Here is a 25,821-nt window from a genome sequence, read left to right as displayed (position 1 = left end):
GCCTTACTTTTTTCGGTTGCTGGTGATGATTTTATCAGAAAGAAATTCTCGGAATTCTGTTTGGTAAATATCGCCCACGTTGAAATTAATTTTATTGCTTAAGGTAATCTTATTGCTCTCAATATGTTGAATATGGCCAACCGCAATAATGTAGCCTCTATGTAATTGGATAAATCGCCCATCTAAATCGAGCTGTTCCCTAACATCCTTTAAACTTAGGTAAGCTATAATTGTCTTTTTTATGGTGTGAATCTTAACATAATTATGAAAACTTTCAAAGGCTACAATTTCGTCATAGCGTACCAATACGGTTTTATGTTCCTCTTCCTTGTTTTTAACGAGAAAATAGTCATCTTTCTTTTCGGTTTCCTTTATTATTGGCTCTTCCAGTATTTCATAAAAAAGTCGGTTAATGGTTATAAGAAATTTGCCATAACTGTAGGGCTTTAATAGATATGCATCCGCTTCTGCTTCAAAAGCCTCAAAAGCGTACTCTTGGTGCGAAGTAGTAAAAATGAGTTTTTTAGTTTTGGCCCGAATCACTTTGGCAAGTTCCAAGCCAGAGATGTTAGGCATATTTATATCCACAAATATCGCGTCGACTTTTGGGTTTTTTGGAATTTCCTTTAATGCTAAAAGAGGATCGGTGTAACTGGCAATTAAATTTAGATTGGGGGTTTCAGAAATATATTTCTTTAATCCGTTTATTGAGTTCTCCTGGTCATCTATTGCAATACACTTGATCATCCTTGTTAAATTTGGTTTTCCGCAAACTCGAAATTACACCTTTCAACTTAAAAAGTAGTTATAAGAACGAAAATCTTTCAATTATAATACAAATACAATAGATTTATACTACATAATTATTCCAAAGTGAGTATTTATACTTAGTGATTATCATCTAACTGTTCAGGATTAAATGGCTTTTTAAAACGATAATTAAGCTATACGTAACGAAACTAAGCCGATTTATGTAAATGGGTAAGGATTTCGATTATCAAATCTGATATTTGAAAAAGAAAAGATCAAAAATACGGTATCGGAGGCTAATTTATAGCCATAGTTACAAAAGATATAGCTTCCCTGCATAATCTAAATTAATGTTCTCAAATTAGTTTATGGCCTTCTCCAAACGGAGAAGGCTGAATCTTCTTTCGCTTAAGTTGATTTTCTATTAGTATACACTGTAAAACCAATAAGTGTTGATGCTTTTACTGATGTAAAAATTCATCAATCAGATTTGCGGTAATTACAACGGCCTTGCTTCCTTCTTTTGCTGTACAGATTTCTCCGATAAAGGAACCATGAATGCCGGGCAATACAACCAGTTGTGCATTCTGAATTAATCGAGATATTTTCACCGTATGCTCAATTGTAATCACATCATGATCGGCAACCATTATCAGTGCATTCGCCTTAATTTTTTTTATGTCTTCATCGGCATAATCCTTAAAGTTGATCATCCTGTTTTTATCTTTATTAAACATGGCTATCAAGCCATCCTGATTTGGATTTACCTTTAAATAAGATGTTTTTAACGGATCTGGCATGTTGTCTAAAGAAGCATGCTCCATCCCTTCAAAGAAGCCAGCAATCATTCCGTCTCTTTTATATGTGCCAGAAATTACAACGATTTTATTTACGAGCTCGGGGTGCCTGATGGCGATTTGCAGGGTAGTTGTACCACCATTACTGAAACCAAGAATATTTGCTTTTTTAACTTTTAGGTGTTTAAGCAAAGCAGCAACATCATCAGCATCTTGCTCGAAAGATTCTGGTGCATCGCGATCACTTGTACGGCCATGGGCTTGGAGCTCCACTGCGATAATTTTGCCCGTAAGTAATGGTAAAAGGTTGGAGAACGAAGTTTCAATTGTAGAGCCTCCGCCATGAATTAGAATTAATGGAATCTCGCCCTCGCCATAAATTTCATAGTACATTTTAAGCCCATTTATGGGTGCGTAACCCGAAGTTTTAAAAGTTTCCATTTTTTTATTCTGCTGAGCGTTTACCGAAATTGTCCATGCAATAAGAAGTGAGTCTACTAGCATAAAAATAATCAAGTTATTGATAAATTTCTTCATCATTTGTTTTAACTAAAAATTAATAAATAAATATACGCCCTTAATGATGAGAAATATAGGCGTGAAAAAGACAATTTAAGGGGGCGCTTAAGTCTCTAAATTTAGAGTGTATTAACAATTAAACTGGCGGAGATGATGATCGGCATGTTTGTAAACAAAATGGCCTACCTGTTCATTTGTCATTTTCCCGAAAAACCAATGCATTAAACCTTGATTAGGATATTTGGCATAATCTTCAATCAAAGCCACCCATTTCAGTTTGTCTTCTTGAACATGACCAGTTGTCTCCGCAATTTTAAAATGGCTACTGGTTGGTGCGTTTTTATGAAGCGGTTTATCATCTTTCATTATGCCTTTAAGCGCAATTCGTCCAATCAAGTAACCTAATATGGTTCTGTTGTATTGCACATTACCCAGATACATTTCTTCTGCACGGATGCAGTGCTTTAACATTTGGCAAATATTCATTTTTCCCCACAAGGCCTCACTATTTTCATCAAGCTTCTGAATGCGACTTATAACTTCTTGCCTCGTATTGTCATTAAATATGGTTTTCATACATGTAGTTAAGATGAGATAAAATTAGATGATCCGAGTGGATAAACATCGGTTAGATTAAGACAAATTAAGGGCTTAAATGAGACAAGCTTTTAGCTTTAAATTGTTAGGAGATTATTCTGTATACTATCTGTTACAATCGATTTTTTTTGTAATTTTTAATTAAATTAGGTCATCCAAAACCTGAAAGCTTATGGAAAACCTAAAAGAATCCCCAAAAATTTATGCATTTCTTAATCGAATCCGTTTAGAATGGCCAGAAGTTGTTGAGCGTTTCGAATTTAAAACGGCGAGTGTAATTTATATTCACTTAAAGGAAGGAATTTCTAGCATCGATTTTCAAATTAATCTTTCTCAAAAAATAGATTCACTGGTTGATTTTACTGCACCGATAATTTTATATCACATTGAAAGTGATCGGCTGAACTTAAGATCGCATCCCATAAATTGGTACTCGGAAATAAATAAAAATGCTCCGGAATCTGTAAGTTCATATTAGAAATTAATAGGCCAGTTCTGAAGTATATTCATTTGCAAAAATTTTCTTGTATCTAAATGCTTTGTATAATACCCTGATCCAAACCAAGAAGTAGGGAAAGCTGAGCATGGATAGTAGGATGGGATGACTTTTGGCAAATACTGGAAAAAACAGCATTGGGAAATCGCAAGCCGTAATTAAAAGAACTGGCAACAGGATGTTTTTTAGTTTTTTATTTTTTTCCAATACATACCAGATTCCAACGCCGGCAATGGATATAATGAAAGTACAATCTTCTGCGCCAGTGCTAAACAGTATTGGAAATAGAAGAGAAGATGCAAGAATAAGCAATTGAAATCTTCTTTTGCCATAGGCACTAAAGTTGATAAAAGGCAACATAAAAAGAACGGCGCCGATAGAAATGCAAATGCTATTACTTATATATGTAGAATTAAAGAGCGTTCGAAAAAAACCCATAATAGACATATCCGTTCCCGCACCCATTACGTTTATCGAATTTTTCTCTGCTAATGAACCTATCCATTCCTGATAAGATTCAAAAACAAATAATGGAGAAGAAAAAAACATTGGGAGCAAGAAGAAAACCATGGCCCAAAAAATTGAAAATAATATGTATTTCGGTTTATTTTTAACAAAGAAAAAGAAGGCCAGACCTATTATCCCATAAAGTTTAACAAATATGCCCAATACCATAAACATACTTGAGAAAAAACCCTTTGCCTTATTAAGCTGGGTGTAATTTAAAATGATCAGTGCGCCAGCAGCAGCATTAAACTGTTGGTTTAACATAGATTCAATTAGGCATGGTAAAGCGATAAAACCGAATGTGATTCGATCTTTATTGCTCATTGGTAAGGTCTGAATCGCCTTGAAGAGAAATAAGCAATTAAAAAGATTCCAAAAAAGAAGGCCCAACCAATTTGGCAACGAAGCGAACGGTGCTACTATTAAACTGAAAACTGGGCCATAATGGTTTGAATCTTCATGAAACTCTGGATAGGCAGCATAAAAAGATTGTTGATGAAGAAGATTCCTAAATGTATTTTCAAATATTAGATAGTTGTTAAATCTATGGGTAATCCACGAATCCACTACAAATATTAACGTTACTGCAAGCCACATCAGTAATACTAAACGATTATCTTCAGGAAGTTTAATTTTTTTGGTTAGAGAGAAAGTGGGCATTTGTAATATTATTGTTGCACAATAATAATATTTAATTTAGAATTTCAAGCACTCTATCCCAATTAAGAATGCTTTCTTTTAAATATTTATAATACTGCATCTTTTAAACATAAAAATCATTTTTCGGTCTAGGGTTTGTATACCCACCACTCACAAAAAAGCCAAATAATCTGATAAATACGCTATGGTTTTAGCAGGATCATAGTCCTATTGAAAATTAACAGGAGGGCGATCTATTGAAGAAGTTAAGAAGAAAATTTTACCAGAATCTAGAGATATTTTGAAGAGTTTGCCAGATGATGCGTTTAGCTTATCAATCTGGGCAATGGATCCATTAATTCCTCTTCCATCAGTAACGAAATCTCCAATTTTTAAATTTTCTAAAATGTGTAAACTGGTATCTTTATTTAAAATAATTGGCATCCCTAAATTTTAACTGAGTCTGAAATCAACAAAAATAAGTTGGCTTTGTTTTAATTTTCCAAATACCCTGATACTGTCACATTTTGTTCAGTTCCGATTGAACCCATATTTAAATTGTATCTTTAGCAACAACGAAAACAACTTTCATATAACTTTTCTCGCCATATTTCTTTCTTGGCCTTTCACTGTTGTTTATTGTTGGTTATTATTATTTCAAATGGCAACTGCAATTTGTTGCTTAATTAATTTAGATGAAAAAAGAAGATGTGGCCCTACAGGCTAAAGTGTATTTGTACCACTTAAACAATGCAAATAAGGAAAATGGGATTAAAAAGGGAGAAGGCTGGAAATTTAGCCAAGTAACAGATGCTGGAAGATTGGCGATTGAGCACGACTATTACCCAACGGTATCGCACAAGGTAGAACATAAAGAACTGCAAAATTTTGCCGATAATGTTATGTTGTATTTAAAAACTAACCATCCTGATATTCAAGTTCCAGACTTGTCTATCCCTATAGAAAAAGACTCTGAGTATTTAATTGCTTATAGTCCGGAAAGAATTCGTAGATAGTTAATAAAAAAAGGCATCAATCTAGTTTATGATTGATGCCTTTTTTTTTGATGTTGCTTTGTTAAATTTTTCTAACCGTTCCAGATCCTATAACTGTTTTTTCTACTGTTGCGTTTCCTGAATAATTTACATTTCCAGAACCACTAATTACGGCTTTAATTTTTTGATCGGCTTTAATGTTTACTGTTCCTGAACCACTTACTGTTGTTGATAAATCATTCACAGTTAGTCCCTTTCCCGAAAAGTTTCCAGATCCACTGATTACAACTTTAGCATCATCGGCACTGCCATTTACCATTAAATTGCCAGAGCCACTAATAACACCGCTAAAATCATCAACATTAGCTGTTGCTTTTATGCTTCCAGAACCGCTTAAAGTTGCTGCAAGTGCTTTAGAATTTATGTTGCCAATTACAGACATGCTTCCCGAGCCACTCATGGTTAAGCTAGAAATACTTTTTGCAGTAACATAAGCCGTAATTTTTTTGTTTTCGTATTTTCTTTCCCAGCTCGTCCAGCTATTTTGAGGACGAATAATTAAAACACTTCCTTTAACTTCTGTAATTAAAGTAGCAATTGCATCGGCATCGCCTTCAAAACGGCAGCTTTCTTTGCTTCCTAAAGTGATGACAACATTTATTGGGCCACCTGCAGCCACACCGCTGAAATTTTTTACCTCTCTTTCATCATCTAATTTTGATGATGAACTGATGTGGATTTGATCTTTTGCAATAGCATTAATGCTTGTAGTTAAAGTTAATGCTGCTAATAAAATTGAAAATATTTTTTTCATTGGATAGAATTTTAAGGCCCTTGAGGTAATTTCTAAAGGCGGGTTTAATTGCTTTTATTTATAAGACGATTGTTTTACTAAAAAGTTGCACCAGCAGTAAATTCTTGTTCAGATTTTCTTTTTTCCAGCCACTTTGTAAATATGGTATAAAACACAGCCATGATAATTGCGCCCTTAAACATCCCGGTAAATCCCCAGGCAATCATGCCACCAACTACACCTAAAAACAAAACAAGAAAGGGTAGTTTACCTCCACTTTTTGCAATTAGAATGGGTTTTAAAATGGTGTCGATTATCATCACCCCAGTGGCATAAATGATTAGAAAAATTGTCCAACCGGTATGGCCTTGTGTAGCGTACCAGATGATAAGTGGAATCCAAACCAATAATGGGCCAACTTGGATTACAACCAGAAAAAAGACTAAAGCAGCCAAACCCAAAGCAAAAGGAACACCTGCAATGGCAAAACCAATCCATGAAATTAATGCGGCGAAAAAAGCCGTTCCCATAACTCCAATTGATACGCCTTTTACCGCCTGCCCAGTTGCATGCAATAACTCAATTCCGTCTCTAGCACCAAGAAGGTGTTTCATTGCCGCTTTTACCGGAAGAAGCATTTTTTCTCCTCCAGCTAAAAAGAAAGCAGAAATAATTATTCCCAATACAAACTGAAAAGTAGCGCCAAGCATGCCCATGCCGGTGGTTAAAACATGATTAAATGCGGCTTTTATTTGGGGCTCATGTGGACCAAGAGTTTCTTGTGGATTGATTAATATGTTTTTCCAGAAAGAAGTAATCTGATCTCCTACTAAAGGCAAGCTTGCAATTTTAGGCGAGAGTGGTGGTAAGCCATGTTCCTTAACGTTTGAAATAAAAATAGATGCTTCCTTAACGTGATTAGCAATGGCCGAAATTATAAATACAAAAGGTAAAGTTATGATAGAAATTAGAAGAATGGCATAAATTGTTGCTGCCAATTTTCTTTTGTTTTTTAAAAGTTTAACCAGTTTTTCGTAAGGTTTCGAAAATGAAACTGCGAAAATAAGGGCGAAGGTAAAAACTCCAAAAAAGGCTCTTAAAACATCATACAAAGCAAACATTAAAGCCAGCAAAAGGAGCATAACTAAAACGGTTTCAATAACACTGCGGGATGAGGTTTTTGAATTGTCGAGCATAGCAAGAAGTTTGGTTACACAAATTAAGAATAATCTGTGAGAAAACTTAAACTAATTTCGGGAACGAACCTAATTGAATAGATCTCAATTTAAAAAAGGTTGTAGAATAAAATCAAATATCCTCATTTATTTAGTAGAACAACCTACGAAAGGCTTTCCGCAAAGTTTGAGAATAATCAAATCTATCATACAACCCTCTAAATTTCTAATCTACTTTTTTGCTATCTACGTAATAAAGCGGATCTATTTTGAAATTTTCTGGAGTGATGTCTGCGTTTATTTTAGTAGATTTCCACTCGTTGGTGGGCATAATTAAACTATAAGTTCCATTTTTTAAGGTTACTTTAATTGGCATATCAAAACCTTTAACATCAGTAATCCAACGGTGAGAGAGAGTGCCATTTTTTATTTTATATTCCAGTAATGGAATTTTTGTGTAGCGTAAATACTGATTAAAAATCTTATCTAATTTTAGTCCGCTTTGTTTGGCTATATAATTTTCTATTTCAGCAGTAGTTACGGTTTTATGATAAAATGTTTTGTTTAAACCACGAAGAATCGGTCTGAATTTTTCATCATTGTTTATTAACTGTCGGATGGTGTGAATTAGGTTTGCACCTTTATAATACATATCGCCAGAGCCCTCTTTATTAACACCATAAGGCCCAATTATAGGGATATCATTTTCAATATTTTTGCGCAGACCAATTACATATTCATTTCCTGCCTGCTTGCTTTCCGAGCATTCGGTAAACAAGGTTTCAGAATAATCGGTAAAACCCTCGTGAACCCACATGTCTGCAATATCTTTCGAGGTAATATTATTGCCAAACCATTCATGTCCGCTTTCATGGATGGTTATAAAATCCCATTTCAGGCCATGACCTGTACCGCTTAAATCTCTACCCAAGTAACCCTTTTTAAAACCATTTCCATAAGCAACAGCACTTTGGTGTTCCATTCCTAGATGCGGTGCCTGTACCAATTTGTAACCATCCTTGTAAAATGGGTATGGGCCAAACCAGTATTCGAAACATTTTAGCATGGGTTTTACATCAGCATCCCAATGTGGACGGGCCTTGGCGCTATCTGTTTGCAGAGCCCAGTAATCAATGCTCAGTTTTCCACCTTCTCCAGCATAGCTATCTTGCCAATGTGAATATTTTCCAATGTAAAAAGCCACATCGTAATTGTTGATTGGATTGCTTACAAACCAGTTGTATTTATTTGATCCATCGGGCTGTGGTACAACGCTTCTAAGCCTTCCGTTAGAAACATCCTGTAGTCCTTTTGGCGCTGTTATGCTAATCAGCATGCTGTCAACCTCATCGCTTTGATGATCTTTATTTGGCCACCATACACTTGCACCCAAGCCTTGGCATGCTACTGAAGCCCAAGGATTTCCAGCTGAATCTTTTCTAAAGATAAAGCCACCATCCCAAGGTGGATTTTTAGCCACTGTTGGATTTCCAGAGTAGAAAACGGTGAATTTATCTTTAACTCCCTTTTTAATTGCCTTTGGAAAGGTTATAAAAACAGCGTTATATTCCCTTGTAAATGGCAACTCGGATCTATTATAAACCACTTTTTCGACCTTTAAATTCGAAAACAAATCGAATTGAAGTTTAGTGAAATCTTGAGTTGCGGTAAACACGAACTCGTTACTTCCACTAACCGATTTTTGATCGATATCTATTTTCACATCTAAATGATAATAATTGATATCATAACAGGTTCTTAATGGCGTTAATGTTCCTCGTAAGCTATCGGCTCTGGAGTTCGCCTGATTTTTACCAAGCATCTGGGCATTTGATGCTGAGATACCTAGTGCAAATACTAATAATAAAATGAGTTTGTTCATTTGAATTTTATTTAACCACCCCTTTGCCCTCCTAAATGGATGGGAGTTGTACAGTGGTTTGTATTTTAATATGTGCTGTTATTAAAGTTGGTATTTACAATATGCCTAAATCTAGAGAACGGCGCTCCCCTCCTTTTTCGAGGAGGGGTGGGGGATGGCTGCTACTTCAAAACTGAAACTGTAATAAACGAACTATTATTCACATCGTGATAAATTCTCTGCGTTGCTTTTTGGAAATCTCCTTTTTCAGCTTGATAAATATCCATGAATTTTTGCGGATTTCTATCGGCTAATGGGAACCATGAATTCTGTATTTGGATCATTATTTTATGTCCTTTTTTGAAAGTATGAGCCACATCAGGCATTGGGTAATAAACTTTAGTTACTACGCCTGGAACAAAAGGCTCTGGTTTTTCGAAGCTATTGCGATATTTTCCTCTCAGAATTTCACCACGCACCAACATTTCATAACCACCCATTACCAAATTTTTAGGATTAGGAGTTGGGTTAGGCGCATCTTCAGGGTAAACATCGATCAGTTTCACTACGTAATCTGCATCAGTACCTGTGGTAGATACAACAAGGTTTGCCAAAACGGGTCCTGTAATCGTAATATCTTCTGTCAATGCATCAGTTTGATAGGTTTTTACATCCGGCCTACGGGATGCGAAACGCTGATCATCAATCATATATTCTCGCGGACGCTTTACCTGAATCCCATCTTGATAAGGAACTGGATTATTTGGATCGCTTACATATTCATCCCAGCTATCGGTTCTGCCAACTTTTTCAAAACTCAGTTTTCCGTTAGGCTGTAAATACAGATTTTTAGTATCTGTATCTTTTGGTGGCCAGGTTTCAAATTTTTTCCATTGATTGCTTCCTGTAATAAAGATGTTGGCTTCTGCTGCATTAAAATCTCCTTCGCCTTTTAAATAATGCTTAAAGAAAGGCAATTCGAAATTCTCCTGATAGTAAGTACTTGTTGGCTGACCAAATTCTATATCTCCAAAACTGCTTCCGACACTTCGTACCCACCCACCATGAAACCATGGTCCGGCAACTAAAATGTTGTTTGCACTTGGGTTTTGCTTTTCTATAGCTTTATAGGTTGCAAAAGTTCCGTAAGCATCTTCTGCATCAAAGAAACCGCCAACAACCATAACTGCAGGTTTTACGTTGGTTAAGTGAGGCAAAATTAAACGTGCTTTCCAGAAGGTATCCAGATTGGGATGTGCAAATAAATCGTTCCAAAACTTAATGCTATCAGCAAAATATTTGTCTTTTAAATTCTTAAGCGAGCCTGCTTCCAAATAAAAACGATAATTATCCTGAATAGGGAAATTAAAACTTTTTGGGCCCTTATCTGGTGTGATCGGTTTTGGTCGAGGTACACCAAAAGTGGTCATAAAACTAAAAGCATCCATAACAAATAAAGTTCCACGATGATGAAAATCATCTCCTACATACCAATCGGTAACAGGTGCCTGGGGCGAAACTGCCTTAAGTGCTGGGTGAGCATTTGGCAACGATGTTGTAGAATAAAAACCAGGATAAGAAATCCCATAAATACCCGCGTTGCCATTGTTGTTCTTAATATTTTTAACCAACCAATCTATTGTATCATAAGTATCGGTACTTTCATCTATCGAAGTTTTGGTTTTTTTGCCTACAATCTGCGGGCGAACATCCTCAAAATTTCCTTCACTCATCCACTTTCCTCTAACATCTTGATAAACAAAGATATAGCCCTCACGCATCATGGCGGGGAAATTTCCTAAACTTGTCTTGTATTTATCCTCACCGTAAGGTTGTACCGTGTAAGGTGTGCGGTTAATTAAAAAAGGATATTTTTTGGATTGATTTTTGGGTATATAAATCGAAGTAAACAGCTTAATGCCATCTCTCATAGGTATTTGGCGTTCAATTTTAGTATAGTTCTCCCTAACATATGCTGAATCGGTTTGCTGAGCCAACAATTCGTTTGAAATGAACAGGAAAATTAAAAGATAGAAAAGTTTGTTAAGGTTCATTGATTGTGGTGATTTGAGGAATAAAATTTAAATATAGAGATAAGGATGTGATAAGTAAAAAAACATCCGTAAAAGGTTTGTTAGTAATTGAACCTGAAATCGTCATCCCTTTATCAAAATTTAGTTAAATAATGTTAAGCGATAATCTTTTAAGGATTTTCATCGTCATATAAATAATTGACTTTAAACACAAAAAAATGAATAGGTTATTAAATAAAAGTTTGGTTGTTTTTGCTGTAGCAGCATTGGTAGCAACCCTTAATGTAGAAAATGCTTCTGCTCAAAGACCAAGTAGAGGAGGTAGTTCTGGTGGTGGCAGATCTGGAGGAAGCATTGGTGGCGGTAGATCAAGTTCTGTATCACCTTCACGTGGCGGCGGCTCAACTTCGAGACAGCCATCTATGCAGGCACCATCAAGAGGAGGAATTCAAGGCCCAAGTAGAGGAAGTTATAGACCAAGTCCAGGCATTAGTGGCCCAGGTGGTCGCCCTGTTCGTCCAAGTTATGGTTATAACAGACCAGGTTATCGCCCGGGCTACCGTCCCGGTGGTGGTTATATCAGACCAGGATATGGTTATCGCCCTAGCTATGGATATTATGGTTATCACAACTATTACAGGCCTTTTATTGGTTTCCGTTTAAATGTTTTGCCTTACGGATATTATCCATTTTATTTTGGTCCTGACCAGTATTACTATTCTGGAGGTTTATTTTACAGACAATATGAAAATAACTATCAGGTAGTTGTTCCGCCAGTTGGTGCAGAAGTTCCAAACTTACCATCTGATGCAAATTTAGTTACCATTGATGGCGTGGATTATTACGAATACAAAGGTGTTTATTATACCCAAGGCACTAACGCCGATGGGAAAACAGTTTATGTTGTAGCGGGTAAAGATGGCGTATTAAATACTACCGATGGCCCAGTTGATACACATCAAATTGGCGATATCATTAATCAATTGCCAGAAGGTTGCAGAGAAGTAACCATTAAAAACGAGAAATATATTGTTTCTCCGGATGATGTTTACTACGAAGAAGTAATTAATGGAAACACAACCAGTTACAGGGTTATTGGAAAGCTTTTTTAATTTAGTTGGTAATTATAATTTCAAACCGCTTCGATTTAACATTGAAGCGGTTTTTTATTTAAACGAATTCCATATTTTTACAAAAAACAAATCGATTTGAAAAAAGCAGAAGCCAAAATCTCCCTCTTATACTTAGTTGTCATTATTTTTCTTTCGTCTTGTTCTACTGCAAAATTCGCTGTCAAAACAAAGGCAACATCCATCTCGTCTATTAAATTTTTGAACAGCTATATTATGCCTCTAAACAGTGTTTATCAAAACACTTTAGTTGGAGGTTTATCAGGGATTGATTACGATACTAAAAACGATCAGTATTATTTAATTAGTGATGATCCTTCTCAATTTAGTCCGGCAAGAATTTATACAGCAAAAATTGAAATTAAAGAAAATAAAATCGATACCATCCAGCTTACTGGAGTTAAATTTATTATGCAGGAAAATGGCTTGCAATATCCAAAATATCAATACGGAAAAAATTCCAAGGCTGATGGGGAATCAGTAAGATTTGACCCAAGTCGGAAACGTTTAGTTTGGGCTAACGAAGGTGAACGTTTGTACCGCCCAACAGATACTACCATCGTACAGCCTGCTTTAACATTTATATCAACCGAAGGAAAATTTTTAGATACGGTTCCACTTCCAAAGGGATTTGAAATTACCAAGCAAGCGTTCGGTGTGCGCAAAAATGCATTTTTTGAAGGTTTAAGTTATGCCGATAATTACAAAACTTTATATGCCAGTTTAGAGGAACCCCTTTATCAGGATGGGATGCAGGCTTCATTTGGGTACGGTAAGGCCCTAACCCGTATTCTAAAATTTGATGTTTCAAGTAAGAAAAATACAGCTCAATATGCCTATAATTTGGGTGAGTTGCCCGTAAACCCATCGGTAGAAAGCGATTGGAATATTAATGGAATATCCGAAATCTTGGCTGTTAACAACCATACCTTGTTGGTTATGGAAAGGGCTTGGGCAAAAGGACATGACGATCATACCTTTATAAAACTTTATCTGGTCGATTTAAATGGTGCAAAAAATGAAATCAACAACACATCTTTTATTAAAAATCCTCCTAGACCTTTAACAAAGAAATTACTTTTCGATTTCGATAGTTTGAATATGCATATCGATAATTTTGAAGGCATAACTTTTGGACCGAAATTGCCAAACGGGCACGACACTTTGATTTTTTGTGTGGATAATAACTTTGCGAAAAATCAAATTCAGCAATTCTTTTTGTTTGAAATAGTGCCTTAATCAGTTTACGAAATTTTACGGCCTCATGTCATTTGCCTTCACCCTTCTGCCTTTCACCTTCAACCTTTTTTAGCTACCTTTGATCAATCAAAAATTCTTAGAAAATTATGCAATACGATGTCGTTGTTATCGGTTCAGGGCCGGGCGGTTATGTAGGCGCAATCCGTTGTGCTCAGTTAGGCTTGAAAACAGCTGTTATAGAAAAATATAAAACCTTTGGAGGTACCTGTTTAAATGTTGGTTGTATTCCGTCAAAAGCGTTATTGGATTCATCAGAACACTTTCACAATGCAGCACATACTTTTACAACGCATGGTATCGATTTAAAAGATCTTAAAGTTAACATGCCACAAATGATTGCTCGTAAAGACGATGTTGTTGCACAAAATACCGCAGGAATTACCTATTTATTTAAGAAAAACAAAATTGATTCTTTTGAAGGAGTTGGTTCATTTGTAGACAAAAATACCATTTTGGTTACCAAAGCGGATGGTTCTACTGAAACCATATCAGCAAAGAATGTAATTATTGCAACAGGTTCTAAGCCTACTGCTTTACCATTTTTGCCAATCGATAAAAAACGCATTATTACTTCAACCGAAGCTTTAAATATTAAGGAAGTGCCTAAATCGATGGTTGTTATCGGTGGAGGAGTAATTGGTTTAGAATTGGGCTCTGTTTACGCCCGCTTAGGTACAAAAGTTTCTGTTGTTGAGTTTTTACCATCTATAATCGGTACCATGGATGCCGGTTTAGGCAAAGAACTTCAACGTGTTTTGAAGAAAAACCTAGGTATGGAGTTTTACATGAACCATAAAGTTACTGGCGCTACCGTAAAAGGTAAAACAGTTACTGTTAAAGCGGATAATGCAAAAGGCGAATCTATTTCTCTAGAAGCTGATTATTGTATTGTTGCTGTTGGTAGAACTGCCTATAGCGAAGGTTTAGGATTAGACAAAATCGGAATCACGGTAGAAGAAAGAGGTAAAAAAATTCCGGTAAACGAACATTTAGAAACTTCGGTTAAAGGGGTTTATGCCATTGGTGATGTGATTACAGGCGCAATGTTAGCCCACAAAGCAGAAGATGAAGGAACATACGTTGCGGAAACAATTGCTGGTCAAAAACCGCACATCAATTATAATTTAATTCCAGGTGTAGTTTACACTTGGCCAGAAGTTGCATCTGTTGGTTTAACAGAGGAGCAATTGAAAGAAAAAGGTACAAAATATAAGGCTGGTTCATTTCCGTTCAAAGCCAGCGGACGCGCAAAAGCAAGTATAGACACCGATGGTTTCATTAAAGTTTTGGCTGATGCCGAAACAGATGAAGTATTAGGCGTACACATGATTGGCCCACGTGCTGCGGATATGATTGCTGAAGCGGTTATTGCAATGGAATTCCGTGCATCAGCAGAAGATATTGCCCGTACTTGTCATGCTCACCCAACTTACACTGAAGCTTTAAAAGAAGCTGCTTTGGCTGCAACTGATAATAGAGCAATACATATTTAATAACGAACGTCATGCTGATCATTGTTTCCAGCGTCTATCAGTTAACACGCTGAAATAAACTTAGAGTGACGAACAACTTAAAAGCCGATAAGAAATTATCGGTTTTTTTTTGTGATTAAATAATTTGGGCATGCCCCAAGCCGCGCAAGGGTCGGGCTATTGTTTCAATCTTTTTTGTAGAAAAAACAAAAAAGTATTTCCACGTCTATCCCTCATGCAAACCCAAAATTGAAACAAAAAGTTACAAAAAGCCAAGTTCGGTCACTAATTTTAGGATTTATCTCGTTATAAAGAATTTTATTTTTTTTAGGCTTAAAAACATTAATAAACCAACAATGAGACCGTTTTTTTTAAATTAAAACGTTTTAGTATGGAATAAACTTTATATTTCGGATAGATTTAAAGAACTTTGCAAATCATCAACTATACCATTAGTATAAATTTTGGAAGAAATAAACGCAAATCAGGAACTCTCGAATAATATAGTAACTAAGCCTGTAGTAGCAGTAAGTTCACCAAATCGTATTCGTTTAGCGGTATCATTATTTTATTTTGGTCAGGGGATAGCTTTTGCATCCTGGGCAAGTCGAATTCCCGATCTTAAACACAGCTTAGGCCTTTCTGATGGCACATTGGGCAGTATTCTCTTGGCACTGCCACTGGGCCAGTTGCTTACTATGCCCGTTTCTGGTAGGTTGGTTACCAGTTACGGTAGTAAAAAAATATTGACAATAACCGCACCTTTATATGTGCTTGCCCTGAGTAATTTAGGCTTGGCAACAGCTCCCTGGCATTTGGCTGTATTCTTATTTTTATTTGGAGTAATTGGTAATATGTGCAACATCGCAGTAAATACGCAAGGCTCTGAAGCAGAAAAATTGTTCGGTAGACCAATCATGACTTCTTTTCATGGCGCTTGGAGCATAGCTGGCTTTTCGGGTGCGTTAGTGGGATTGTTAATGGTTAACCTGCATGTAATTCCATACTATCACTTTTGGATTATCGTAATACTCATTTGGTGTAATGTTCTTTTAAATCATAAACATCTCGTTCCAGGAAAGGGATCGCCAAATCAAAGCAAAACCAAACTGTTTACAATGCCAGAAGGCGTATTGCTCCAACTGGGCATTATTGGTTTCTGTAGCATGGCAACAGAAGGGGCAATGTTCGATTGGAGCGGTGTTTACTTCAAAGATATCGTAAAAGCACCATCCTCGCTAGTTATTTTAGGTTATGCTTCTTTTATGGTCATGATGGCAACTGGTCGCTTTGTAGGAGATAAAATTATTGCAAAGGTGGGCAGAAAGCGAACAATTCAAATAAGTGGCTTAATTATATCAACAGGAATGTTTCTATCTGTTTTCTTTCCTTTTGTAGTTTCTGCAACAATTGGTTTTATGTTAGTCGGGATTGGGGTTTCAAGTATTGTACCAACTGTTTATAGTGTTGCGGGTAAAAATGGTAAAGTGGCACCGGGCATCGCCATTGCAATTGTTTCTAGTGTAAGTTACTTTGGTTTTTTAATGGGGCCACCATTAATTGGATACATTTCTCAACTTTCAAGCCTACGTTATTCCTACGCTGTTATTGGCTGTTTTGGTTTGCTGGTCAGTTTTCTGGTAACCAAAATTAGTGCTGTAGATTAATCCGCTCAACTTACGAAGTTTATATAGGGCGAAGCATTGAAAAACTTCGTTAGTTTAATCAAAAATAATGTAAGTTGATCTTTGAGACTTGCGAAGTTTCCCTCGCCGATATGGCCTTTAAGGCTTCGGAAGTCATCAAGGCTTCTTAACCAATCCGTGTTCTTTTAGTGCAGCTACAGCAATTTCAATCAACCTTAAATGCTCGTCTAAATGCCCATGCTGTACTTCTACATTAATATATGGAATGTTATTCTGCATTGCATAAACGGATAATGATCCATCGTTTTCTACAAATTTGGATTGCAGAATCACATTTACGTTGGCTTTTTTTAAGCTAGAGAAAAGCCTGGGTTCAGTTACATAGAGCAAATCATCTCCATCCATTGCAAAGTTAATGTAAACCGAATCTGCGGTGCTGGATAAATCATAACCTGGGAGATAGGATGAAATTCCAAAGCCACCATCGGCATTATTGTGAAGCGTTAAAATGTAACCGGTAGATTTTGGGTCGTAAAAATCTACAATCTGTTTTCCTGCTTTTAATATTGCTTTTTCTACTTCATTTGAGCTATAAGCATTTTTTTTAAGGCGACTATTTACGCCAACTTCAGTGTAAATTGCATTAGGATCAATTCTATAACTATCATCCATATAGTTAAAGTTATAATCTCTTACACTTCCATATTGGCTATCAATAAGTTCGCCTCCGCTCCAACGGATGTAATCGAAACCTGCTTTTACGCCTGTATCTTCATTATCATGCACAACAAGAAATTTTATCCCGTTGGGTTTGTAACTGTACCTAACCAGTGTAACATTTAAATCGTAAATTTTTATGAATGAAGAATCAGTGGTCATTGCGCCAAAAACTGGAGGATGCTGGGCGCTGGCGGTGAAAACAAAAAGAGCAAGGAAAACTTGAAAGACAACTTTAAACATATTAGCTAATATACAATTATTGCGAATATTTTGTTTTTTGGGCAGATAAAATTGGCCATAAACTATTGGTTATAAATTTGTTCTATAGTTTTTAATATAAAGGTGGATTATGATATTTAGGAGAACCAAGGTTAATTAAATGGGATGGAAGCGGCATCCTCCGATTCTTTTTCATCGGTGATAGAGCAAACAGCCCGACTAACATTAAAATGAAAAACTGCCATTGCTTTCCAAAATAATCCGTTGCTGTCGAGATGGTTAAATTAATGTGTTTAAACCTGAGTAATTCAATTGCTATGTATAAAAAATGCCGAACTAAATTCAGCATGATGATTGCGTTAAAACTTTTCTTGCAAAAAAAAAAGCTGCCCTTGGGTAAAGGCAGCTTAGTTTGATTGTTAATCTGGATGTTTATTAATGACCGTGATCTAGATCGTATTCGTTAACATCAACATGTTTATAAGGTTCTTCCATTAATTCTTCAATGGTTTTGCCTTTTTTGTTTAAACCTAATCTTTCTAACATTCTATCGAACATTAAATAAACTACGGGTACAACAATAAGGGTTAAGAATAATGAACTGGTTAAACCACCAACAATAACCCATGCCAAACCATTTTTCCATTCGGCACCTGCACCACTCGCTAACGCGATAGGAAGCATACCGAACACCATGGCTATGGTTGTCATTAAAATTGGTCTTAAACGTGCGTGGTTAGCTAAAACAAGTGCCTCTTTAGTTTCCTTGCCCTCAGCTTTTAGATGGTTGGTAAAATCGACCAAGATAATCGCATTCTTGGCAACCAAACCCATAAGCATAATTAAACCTAAAATGGTAAAGATACCGATAGAGTTATTGGTTAAAGCCAGTGCAAGTAATGCGCCGATTACTGCCAATGGAAGCGAGAACATTACCACCAGTGGATAGATAAAACTATCGTAAAGTGCAACCATAATTAAGTAAACCAAAACGATGGATGCCAATAAGGCGATACCCAATGTACCGAAACCCTCTGATTGGTTTTCTTGATCTCCAGCCCATGAATAGCTTACACCAACAGGAGCTTTCAGTTTACCGTTCTTTTGCATTTCCTCCAGTTTTGCCTGGAATTCTGCAACCACTGTTCCGGTAGGTCTACCTATGGATTGAGCTTTAACAGAAACAGATGTAGATTTATTTAAACGCTCCAACTGACTAGGGCCTGAACCTTCTGTAATGGTTGCGAACTGAGATAACTTAATCTGGGCGCCAGCATTATTTATAAATATCAAATTACGAACATCATCAATATTTTGTCTGTTGAAGTTTTGGTATTGAATATTGATGTCATACTCATATTCGCCTTTTCTGTATTTACCATCGGTATTACCCGCAAAAGCAGTTTGCATGGTAGAACCAACCGTTTGCAAGGTTAAGCCAACAGCCGACATTTTATCCCGATCTACCTGAACATTAATCTCAGGCGTTCCTTTTTCTACTGATAATTTAATCTCGGTAGCACCAGGAATCGAAGCCAACACTTTTTGAGCACCTTCTGCATATTTCAAAGCGCTGTCCAAATCAGAACCCATTACAACAAGTTGGATTGGTGCATTTTCAGCAATACCCAAAATACTAATCGGAACTGTTTTTACTTTTGCACCAACCAGTTCTTTTGCCAGCGCACGACTCATTTTCGTAGCGAAAACGTCTGAAGAAACACCCTCACGTTTATCACGCTCAACAAGTTTTACGTTAATTTCAGATTTGTATGCGGTTGCTTGCGTTCCACCGAAATCGCCGGTTGCTTGTCCAACTGTGGTAATCAACTGTGTAATTTCCGGTTGTTTGTCTAAGTAAGCTTCTGCTTTTTGAGTTAAAAAGTTCGTTTGTTCTAACGATGCATCTTTTGGCAATTCTAACTGAACCAAGAACTCTCCTTTATCCGATTTAGGGAAAAACTCCGAACCGATAAAACCACCAACCAATAATCCGCATGAGCTTAAGAACATTACAAAAACAATAAGTAATGTTAAAAATTTGTGACTTAGCGACCAAGTTAAAATACTGGTAATCCAAAGGGTAAATTTCTTTAATTGTTTTTCAAACCAAAGGATAAAACGACCGAACATGTTTTTGCCTTCTATATGCTCCAACTTACCAAAACGAGAGAAGATAAGCGGAACAATGGTAAACGAAGCCAATAACGAGAGTAAGGTTGCAATAATTACCACGATACAGAACTGACGGAGAATGTTCGAAACCAAACCAGTACTTACCGCAATTGGGAAGAATACCACCACAATTACGAAAGTAATGGATACTACCGTGAAACCAATTTCTCTTGTCGCATCAGATGCTGCCCGAACTTTGTTTTTGCCCATCTCCATGTGTCGCTGGATATTTTCCAGTACCACAATTGCATCATCCACAAGGATACCTACCACGAGTGATAATCCCAGTAACGACATTAAGTTTAAGGTAAATCCAAATAAGCTAATTCCAATAAACGTAGCAATTAACGAAACCGGAATAGATACCATTACAATTAATGCATTACGCAAACTGTGCAAGAAGAAAAGCATTACAAAGGCCACCAGGATAACCGCTAAAATTAAATCGTGAATTACCGCATCGGCAGATTCTAAAGTAAAAATAGAGCTGTCGTTAACAATTCTGATATCCAGTTTGTTGGCTGCATATTCGGTTTTAAGCTTTTCAATAATAGCATGTACGCCCTTACTTACTTCTACCGCATTCGCATCACTTTGTTTAATAATTTGAATTGCAATTGAAGCCTTACGATCGATACGAGCCAATTTTTCTGTTTCCTTTTGCGAATCCTGAACATCGGCAACATCACCCAAACGAATTTGAGCGCCATCTTTTGAAGTAGTTAAAACTAGGTTTCTTAACTCGTCCATGCTTCTATACTTACCCGATAAACGGATTAGTACGTCTTGGTTTTGTGTTTTAACACTTCCTGTAGGGAAATCTAAGTTAGAACTCAAAATTAATTGTTGAACCTGAGGAACGGAAAGATTATAACCTTGTAATTTATCTGCATCTAACGAAACCTGAATTTCACGCTCCGAGCCACCAACTAAATTGACCTGAGCAATACCACTAACCCTAGAAATTACGGGAGCAATACGCTTATCAATTAAATCATAGAAAGTAATATCATCCATGTTTGCTGATGCAGACATGGTGATTACCGGTAAATCATCCAAAGAGAATTTACTTAGTGATGGTGTTTTAACATCTTCTGGTAACTCAGAAAGAATCGCATTTACTTTACGTTGCGCATCATTTAATGAAATATCAATGTTTGCTTTATCCGTTAAGGTGATGGTAACAGTTGATAAACTCTCAAAAGATACCGAGTTTATTTTTTTGATGTTTTCCATCGATGATACCGCATCCTCAATTTTTTTGGTTACGGTATTTTCAACTTCATTTGGTGATGCACCAGGGTAGATGGTTGAAATAGATACTACGTTGTTCGAGAATTTTGGAAGTAATTCATAGCCCAACGAAAAGTAACTTAATAGCCCAAGTAAAGTAAGTGCGGTAAACACCACAATTACCAACGAAGGCCTTTTTATAGATATGTCTGTTATCTTCATTTTCTTTTTTTATTGCGAATAGCTTTTTGGCTATTGCGTTTTTGACTCACAACTATAAACTTTGACTTACTTAACTATGGTAACAGCAGTTCCTTCAGTTAAGTTAATTTGTCCGCTGGTAATTACAGTTTCTCCTTCTTTCAAGCCGTCAAGAATTTCTACGTTATCGCCCAGAATACGACCAGTAACCACAGTACGGGTTTTTGATGTATTGTTTGCTTTATCTAATACAAATACTTGATTACTACTTACACTACCTACAAAAGATGTACGCGGAATAAGTATGCTTGGTGCCTGTTTAGGGAAGTTGAATACCGCAGTACCATACATTCCGGCTCTTAGGCTATTTTTAGCATTGTTGGAAACTTCAATTTCTACTGGGAAGTTTAAGGTAGCATCTGCTTTAGCTGCAATAAAAGTTACCTTTCCTGAGAATTTTTCATCCGGAAAAACCGAAGATTTTATATTAATCTGATCGCCAACTTTAAGACTTGCCACCTGCGATTCGTTTACATTTACCTTTAGTTTCAACTTAGAAACATCAACCAGTTCGAATAACTGAGTACCCTGCGTATTTACAAAAGCACCAACTTCAATATATCTTTTGTTTACGATTCCGTTAATTGGCGATTTAATGTTTGCATCACTTACTTTTCTTTGTGAAGCCTGCAAGCGCAATTTTGCGTTTCTAGTAGCCAGTTTAGCTTGATCCAGTTGTTGTTGTGTTACGCCACCTGTTTCATAAGAGCTTTGATATCTAGCCTCATCTCTTTGTGCGTTTTGATAAGTTGCTTGAGCAGTTTCTCTGTCTGTGTTGATAATTTCTGCATCTACACGGGCCAAAACCTGTCCTTTACTTACACGGTCGCCCTCATCTACATAAATTGCAGTAACACGACCAGCGTTTTCTGATAGGAAATTAAGTTCCTGCTTAGGGATGAAATTTCCATTAGCGCTGAAATCTAAATCAACTATTTTTTTCTCTACTGAAGCAACGCGAACTGCAACAGCACCACCACCTTTAGCAATGAAAGCAGTTTTCTCTTCGTTCTTCTTTTTGTTGTTGCTTAAAACGTATGCTATTGCACCAAGGGCAACAACAACTACCACGATTATAATAATTACTCTTTTCATTTCTATTGTACTAGCGATTTAATATTTCCGTTTGATTTTATTAATTGTATTTCGGCTATTTTGTAATTTAACAGAGCCTGTGTATAACTGTTTTGTGCTTGGGTTAACGAGTTCTCGGTATCAAGCAAATCAGTTAAAGAGGCTAAGCCGTTGTTATAGTTATTTTGTGTGCTTTTATAAATCTCTTGCGCCAACTCTGCATTTTTACGTTGAGAATTTATGGTATTTAGGTTATTGCGAAGCTGAATTTTTGCATTCTCGTAAGCAAGGTTTAACGAGTTTACAGATTCTTTTCTGTCTTCTTTAGCCTTTTTAATGTCTACATCTGCCTGGCGTATTTTTGAACGTGTTAAGAAGCCGTTAAAAATTGGCACCCTTAAAGTTAAACCAACTGCCGATGCTCCATAACCAATTGCTGCTGCATTTGATTTTAAGAAGTCGAAACTATCGCTCTGGCTAGAATACGTATAGTTGCCTGTTAAGGCTAAACTAGGATAGTATTCTGCAACATAAGCCTTTCGTTGAAGCGATAAGAGCTTATCTTGGGTATCTAATATTTTAACTTCTGTTCTGTTGGCAAAATCGATAGCTTCTGAAAATTGTGGCAATTGACTCACCTCAGTTAACTCTGTTTTTGGCAATTCTATGGCCGTAGTTACAGGCATACCCATTGAGTATTTCAACTGATTTTCTAACTGAGTTATGGCATTAAGCGTTTGCTCGCGTTGTGTAGTTAAATTGGTAATGTTTACATTAATTCGATCTACATCAATTTTTCTAGCCAAACCATTTTTGTACTGATTGGAAACAATTTTTTCTACAACCTTAACATTTTTAATGTTGGTGTCGATTACGTTTAATTGCTGTCTATTAACCAATACTTGATAATAATTGTTAGCAACCAATTCAATAATCTGTTCTTCTGTTAACTGAGAAGTTAAGTTGTAATATTCTTCGCTAGACCTAGCCGCTTGCAAACCTGTAAAAACCTGTTGGTTAAACAATTGTTGCGAAAGCTGAACGCCAGCAGATGAATTCCAGTTTTGGCCCAACTTAATGGCCTGTGTTTGCCCACCAAAGTTTGCAACCAATTGGCCAATAATAGGATTGTAAGTTAATCCTGCGGTACCTGTAAGTTGAGGCAAAGCCTGCGCCCTTACTTCCTGAACCTTATATCTTCCGCCTTCAATATCTAATTTCGATTTACGAACATTTGTATTGTTTTGGAGCGCATAGGTTAGCGCATCTTTTAAGGTAATCTGCTGCTGAGCCGATACCAGTTGCGGTAAAGCCATGCCGGTAATCAGGATGAGCATTAATTTTACCATTTTTACTCTAAGCATAATGTATTGTTTTTTTGTTTTTGGGTTCTTATCTATTTAGCCTTGTCGCAACCTTTCTCTAAAAAGGGATTTATAAGGTTTGTTTTAGTATTTGATCTAGTGGCGAAGCCTTGGTTTTTCAGGCTTGAGCTTTTAATCTTTAATCTTTAATCTTTTTTCCTTGCTCCTTAATCTTTGTTCCTTGCTCCTTAATCTTTGTTCTTTTCAGCACTTTAGTCCTTTTGCAAAAATTGTAGAAAGATCTTTTTGTTTCATGGTCATTCTATTTACAGCTTTTTTATCTGGAAGCAAATCTTTTCCAAGTTCCATAATGCACATATTGGTTAAGCCTAACAGGCTTTCTAGATATAGCTCGGCAACGTGTGCCATGTTTTCATGTTTAATTTCGCCCTTTTCCTGTGCTCTGGAGAATATTTGAGCGTAAAAATTTTTTTCCGAATCTTTTAGTGAAGTAAACTTTTTCTTCATCGTTTCATCGCTAAAGATATCTGGAACTCCTTCCGAAATTTTTAGCATAAAATATTTCATAAAAAAAGTATTACGAATGTCTATCGTTTGAAAAAGAACAGTTTCCAACGGTGCATCCGGATTATATTTCTTTTTTAATTGTTCAAAATAGTCGGTAAATACTTTTTCTATTACACCAACAATAAGGCTTTTCTTATCTGGGAAATAATAATAAAGAGATGGTTTCGAAACCGAAAGATCCTCAGCAATATCGTTCATGGTTGTTTTGCCAATACCGAAATGGCTAAAGCGTTTTATAGCACCTTCAATAATCTGTTCTCTCTTTTTATCAGCTACAATCATTTTACTTTTCTACTTTCTGACTTTTTTAATATTTTAGTCAAAAATAGTGCTAATAATTTAATTTATTAATCAAGTGATTGAAAATCCAATCAAAGCTTACAATTTTATGACACTTTAAGGCCTTCTATTTGGTTTATATGTAATTATGATGTTAATTTATTAAGCGTGTCAGCAATTATCAATTTTCTAACGGTCTTAAGTACCATTGTTTTAATGGAATGTGTATCGTGGTTTATCCATAAATATCTGTTCCATGGTCCGCTTTGGTTTATGCATAAAACTCATCATCAGAAATCGAATTCGTTTTTCGAATGGAATGATTTATTTGCCATTCTCTTTGCAGTGATTTCAATTTATCTGATGTACACTGACCGAGATAATTTTGGAATTAAATTTTTTATAGGCTTAGGGATTACACTTTATGGTTTAATCTATTTTATAGTTCACGATTGGTTTGTGCACCGCCGAATCAAAACTTTTAAAAGCAACAATACTTACCTGCAGGCCATTCGCAAGGCCCATAAAATTCATCACAAAAATAGGGGAAAGGCAAATGGGAAAGCCTTCGGGTTATTGTTTGTAAAAAAAGGGATTTTGAATTGAAAAACTAATTAGTTAGTTTTATTAAACAGCTAACAATCAATTCAAAACTTTATGAAAAATTTCTGGTTTTATTTTGCCCTATTTATTGCCACATCCGCATCAGCTCAAACGTATACTATTAAAGGCCATATTAAAAATCAAGGATACAATAAGTATGCATTTTTATATAGCTATGCAGATTCCAGCACAAAAGTTTGTCCTATTGTTAATCATGAATTTAATTTTGAAGCAGAAGTTAAACGAAGCAACAAACTATCTGAAGGAGGTGTAATTTATTTAGGTGCGAGCCAATCTGTTAGCTATGAAAGTGTAAAAGCTTTGAGAGCAGTGCCACCGTTTATCGATTATACTCGGCCAGTTGGGATCGAAAATTTTACTATAGAAATTGATGATGAGGAAAATATAAAGAATGCAGTTGTAATCGGGGGTGATTTGAATAAACAGCGAGACGATATGCAGGCCACTATTATTTCGAAAGATTACGAGGGGTTCTTTAAACGAAATCCTGATGCATCGATTAGTGTTTCCTTTCTTATGGCGCTCAATAGAATGTGGAAGTTTAGTGGTATGATTCGATTTAAAGATTTAAGTAATGATGATTTTTTAAGAATTTATAATTCCTTAAGCGAACGTTTAAAAAACTCAGAGGATGGCAAAAAACTTTCGCTGGAACTTTCTAAGTAATGGCAAAT

At 36.2% G+C, this 25,821-nt stretch carries 22 protein-coding genes; 8 read left to right on the top strand and 14 right to left on the bottom strand.

From position 1 onward, the window contains the following. Positions 1–3: 3 nt before the first annotated feature. The 3 genes from DF947_RS09530 to DF947_RS09520 all read right to left on the bottom strand — a co-directional run bounded on the left by DF947_RS09530 (position 4) and on the right by DF947_RS09520 (position 2,642). Positions 4–747 (bottom strand): LytR/AlgR family response regulator transcription factor, encoded by a 744-nt coding sequence (locus tag DF947_RS09530; RefSeq protein WP_109929469.1) that lies wholly within the window; start codon positions 745–747, stop codon positions 4–6. A gap of 464 nt (positions 748–1,211) precedes the next feature. Then, a complete protein-coding gene (locus DF947_RS09525; protein WP_240615358.1) occupies positions 1,212–2,087 on the bottom strand; it encodes an alpha/beta fold hydrolase in 876 nt (291 codons plus the stop codon). 108 nt (positions 2,088–2,195) lie between these two features. Next, entirely contained in the window at positions 2,196–2,642 is a 447-nt protein-coding gene (locus tag DF947_RS09520) for a DUF1569 domain-containing protein (RefSeq protein ID WP_109929468.1), read from the bottom strand. 193 nt (positions 2,643–2,835) lie between these two features. On the opposite strand from DF947_RS09520, the gene DF947_RS09515 reads away from it, so the two are divergent. Further along, positions 2,836–3,141 (top strand): hypothetical protein, encoded by a 306-nt coding sequence (locus DF947_RS09515; protein ID WP_109929467.1) that lies wholly within the window; start codon positions 2,836–2,838, stop codon positions 3,139–3,141. A 3-nt stretch (positions 3,142–3,144) separates the two neighbouring features. Here DF947_RS09515 and DF947_RS09510 read toward each other — a convergent pair whose 3' ends face one another. Then, positions 3,145–4,326, bottom strand: a complete 1,182-nt coding sequence (locus DF947_RS09510) for a glycosyltransferase family 87 protein (RefSeq protein WP_109929466.1) — start codon at positions 4,324–4,326, stop codon at positions 3,145–3,147. Between the two features lie 207 nt (positions 4,327–4,533). Beyond that, positions 4,534–4,749 carry a hypothetical protein gene (locus tag DF947_RS09505; RefSeq protein ID WP_109929465.1) on the bottom strand — a complete coding sequence of 72 codons (216 nt, stop codon included), beginning with the start codon at positions 4,747–4,749 and terminating at the stop codon, positions 4,534–4,536. Between the two features lie 251 nt (positions 4,750–5,000). Here DF947_RS09505 and DF947_RS09500 point away from each other — a divergent pair, with 251 nt between their 5' ends. After that, on the top strand, positions 5,001–5,321 hold the full coding sequence (locus DF947_RS09500; RefSeq protein WP_109929464.1) for a hypothetical protein: 321 nt from the start codon (positions 5,001–5,003) through the stop codon (positions 5,319–5,321). A gap of 61 nt (positions 5,322–5,382) precedes the next feature. Here DF947_RS09500 and DF947_RS09495 read toward each other — a convergent pair whose 3' ends face one another. The 4 genes from DF947_RS09495 to DF947_RS09480 form a co-directional block, all read right to left on the bottom strand. Further along, on the bottom strand, positions 5,383–6,114 hold the full coding sequence (locus DF947_RS09495) for a head GIN domain-containing protein (protein ID WP_109929463.1): 732 nt from the start codon (positions 6,112–6,114) through the stop codon (positions 5,383–5,385). A gap of 77 nt (positions 6,115–6,191) precedes the next feature. Then, a complete protein-coding gene (locus DF947_RS09490) occupies positions 6,192–7,289 on the bottom strand; it encodes an AI-2E family transporter (protein WP_109929462.1) in 1,098 nt (365 codons plus the stop codon). Positions 7,290–7,494: 205 nt separating this feature from the next. Further along, a complete protein-coding gene (locus DF947_RS09485) occupies positions 7,495–9,150 on the bottom strand; it encodes a M1 family metallopeptidase (protein ID WP_109929461.1) in 1,656 nt (551 codons plus the stop codon). 161 nt (positions 9,151–9,311) lie between these two features. Beyond that, the gene (locus DF947_RS09480; RefSeq protein ID WP_109929460.1) at positions 9,312–11,183 is read right to left on the bottom strand and encodes a CocE/NonD family hydrolase; all 1,872 of its coding nucleotides are present in this window, start codon (positions 11,181–11,183) and stop codon (positions 9,312–9,314) included. A 197-nt stretch (positions 11,184–11,380) separates the two neighbouring features. On the opposite strand from DF947_RS09480, the gene DF947_RS09475 reads away from it, so the two are divergent. The 4 genes from DF947_RS09475 (at position 11,381) to DF947_RS09460 (ending at position 16,691) form a co-directional block, all read left to right on the top strand. Then, positions 11,381–12,274 (top strand): DUF6515 family protein, encoded by an 894-nt coding sequence (locus tag DF947_RS09475; protein WP_109929459.1) that lies wholly within the window; start codon positions 11,381–11,383, stop codon positions 12,272–12,274. 234 nt (positions 12,275–12,508) lie between these two features. Further along, positions 12,509–13,531 (top strand): esterase-like activity of phytase family protein, encoded by a 1,023-nt coding sequence (locus tag DF947_RS09470; protein ID WP_109929458.1) that lies wholly within the window; start codon positions 12,509–12,511, stop codon positions 13,529–13,531. A gap of 107 nt (positions 13,532–13,638) precedes the next feature. After that, on the top strand, positions 13,639–15,045 hold the full coding sequence (lpdA, locus tag DF947_RS09465) for a dihydrolipoyl dehydrogenase (RefSeq protein WP_109929457.1): 1,407 nt from the start codon (positions 13,639–13,641) through the stop codon (positions 15,043–15,045). 443 nt (positions 15,046–15,488) lie between these two features. Continuing rightward, the gene (locus tag DF947_RS09460) at positions 15,489–16,691 is read left to right on the top strand and encodes an MFS transporter (protein WP_109929456.1); all 1,203 of its coding nucleotides are present in this window, start codon (positions 15,489–15,491) and stop codon (positions 16,689–16,691) included. Positions 16,692–16,826: 135 nt separating this feature from the next. Here the strand turns inward: DF947_RS09460 and DF947_RS09455 are convergent, their stop codons facing one another. The 5 genes from DF947_RS09455 to DF947_RS09435 form a co-directional block, all read right to left on the bottom strand. Continuing rightward, complete coding sequence (locus DF947_RS09455; protein ID WP_109929455.1) at positions 16,827–17,630, bottom strand: hypothetical protein; 804 nt, start codon at positions 17,628–17,630, stop codon at positions 16,827–16,829. Positions 17,631–18,044: 414 nt separating this feature from the next. Beyond that, the gene (locus DF947_RS09450; RefSeq protein ID WP_109929454.1) at positions 18,045–21,239 is read right to left on the bottom strand and encodes an efflux RND transporter permease subunit; all 3,195 of its coding nucleotides are present in this window, start codon (positions 21,237–21,239) and stop codon (positions 18,045–18,047) included. A 66-nt stretch (positions 21,240–21,305) separates the two neighbouring features. Next, complete coding sequence (locus tag DF947_RS09445; protein WP_109929453.1) at positions 21,306–22,373, bottom strand: efflux RND transporter periplasmic adaptor subunit; 1,068 nt, start codon at positions 22,371–22,373, stop codon at positions 21,306–21,308. 2 nt (positions 22,374–22,375) lie between these two features. After that, positions 22,376–23,716 carry a TolC family protein gene (locus DF947_RS09440; RefSeq protein ID WP_109929452.1) on the bottom strand — a complete coding sequence of 447 codons (1,341 nt, stop codon included), beginning with the start codon at positions 23,714–23,716 and terminating at the stop codon, positions 22,376–22,378. Between the two features lie 204 nt (positions 23,717–23,920). Further along, positions 23,921–24,526, bottom strand: a complete 606-nt coding sequence (locus DF947_RS09435) for a TetR/AcrR family transcriptional regulator (RefSeq protein ID WP_109929451.1) — start codon at positions 24,524–24,526, stop codon at positions 23,921–23,923. A 165-nt stretch (positions 24,527–24,691) separates the two neighbouring features. On the opposite strand from DF947_RS09435, the gene DF947_RS09430 reads away from it, so the two are divergent. Together DF947_RS09430 and DF947_RS09425 are read left to right on the top strand one after the other, a co-directional pair. After that, entirely contained in the window at positions 24,692–25,129 is a 438-nt protein-coding gene (locus DF947_RS09430; RefSeq protein ID WP_240615357.1) for a sterol desaturase family protein, read from the top strand. A gap of 51 nt (positions 25,130–25,180) precedes the next feature. Next, positions 25,181–25,813, top strand: coding sequence for a DUF4369 domain-containing protein (locus DF947_RS09425; protein ID WP_109929450.1), 633 nt, complete (start codon positions 25,181–25,183; stop codon positions 25,811–25,813). Positions 25,814–25,821: the final 8 nt, after the last annotated feature.

The sequence above is a fragment of the Pedobacter paludis genome (genome assembly GCF_003173575.1).
GTDB classification, from domain to species: domain Bacteria; phylum Bacteroidota; class Bacteroidia; order Sphingobacteriales; family Sphingobacteriaceae; genus Pedobacter; species Pedobacter paludis.
Note: the sequence above shows the minus strand (reverse complement) of the source record. Positions and strands in the feature narration are given on the sequence as shown.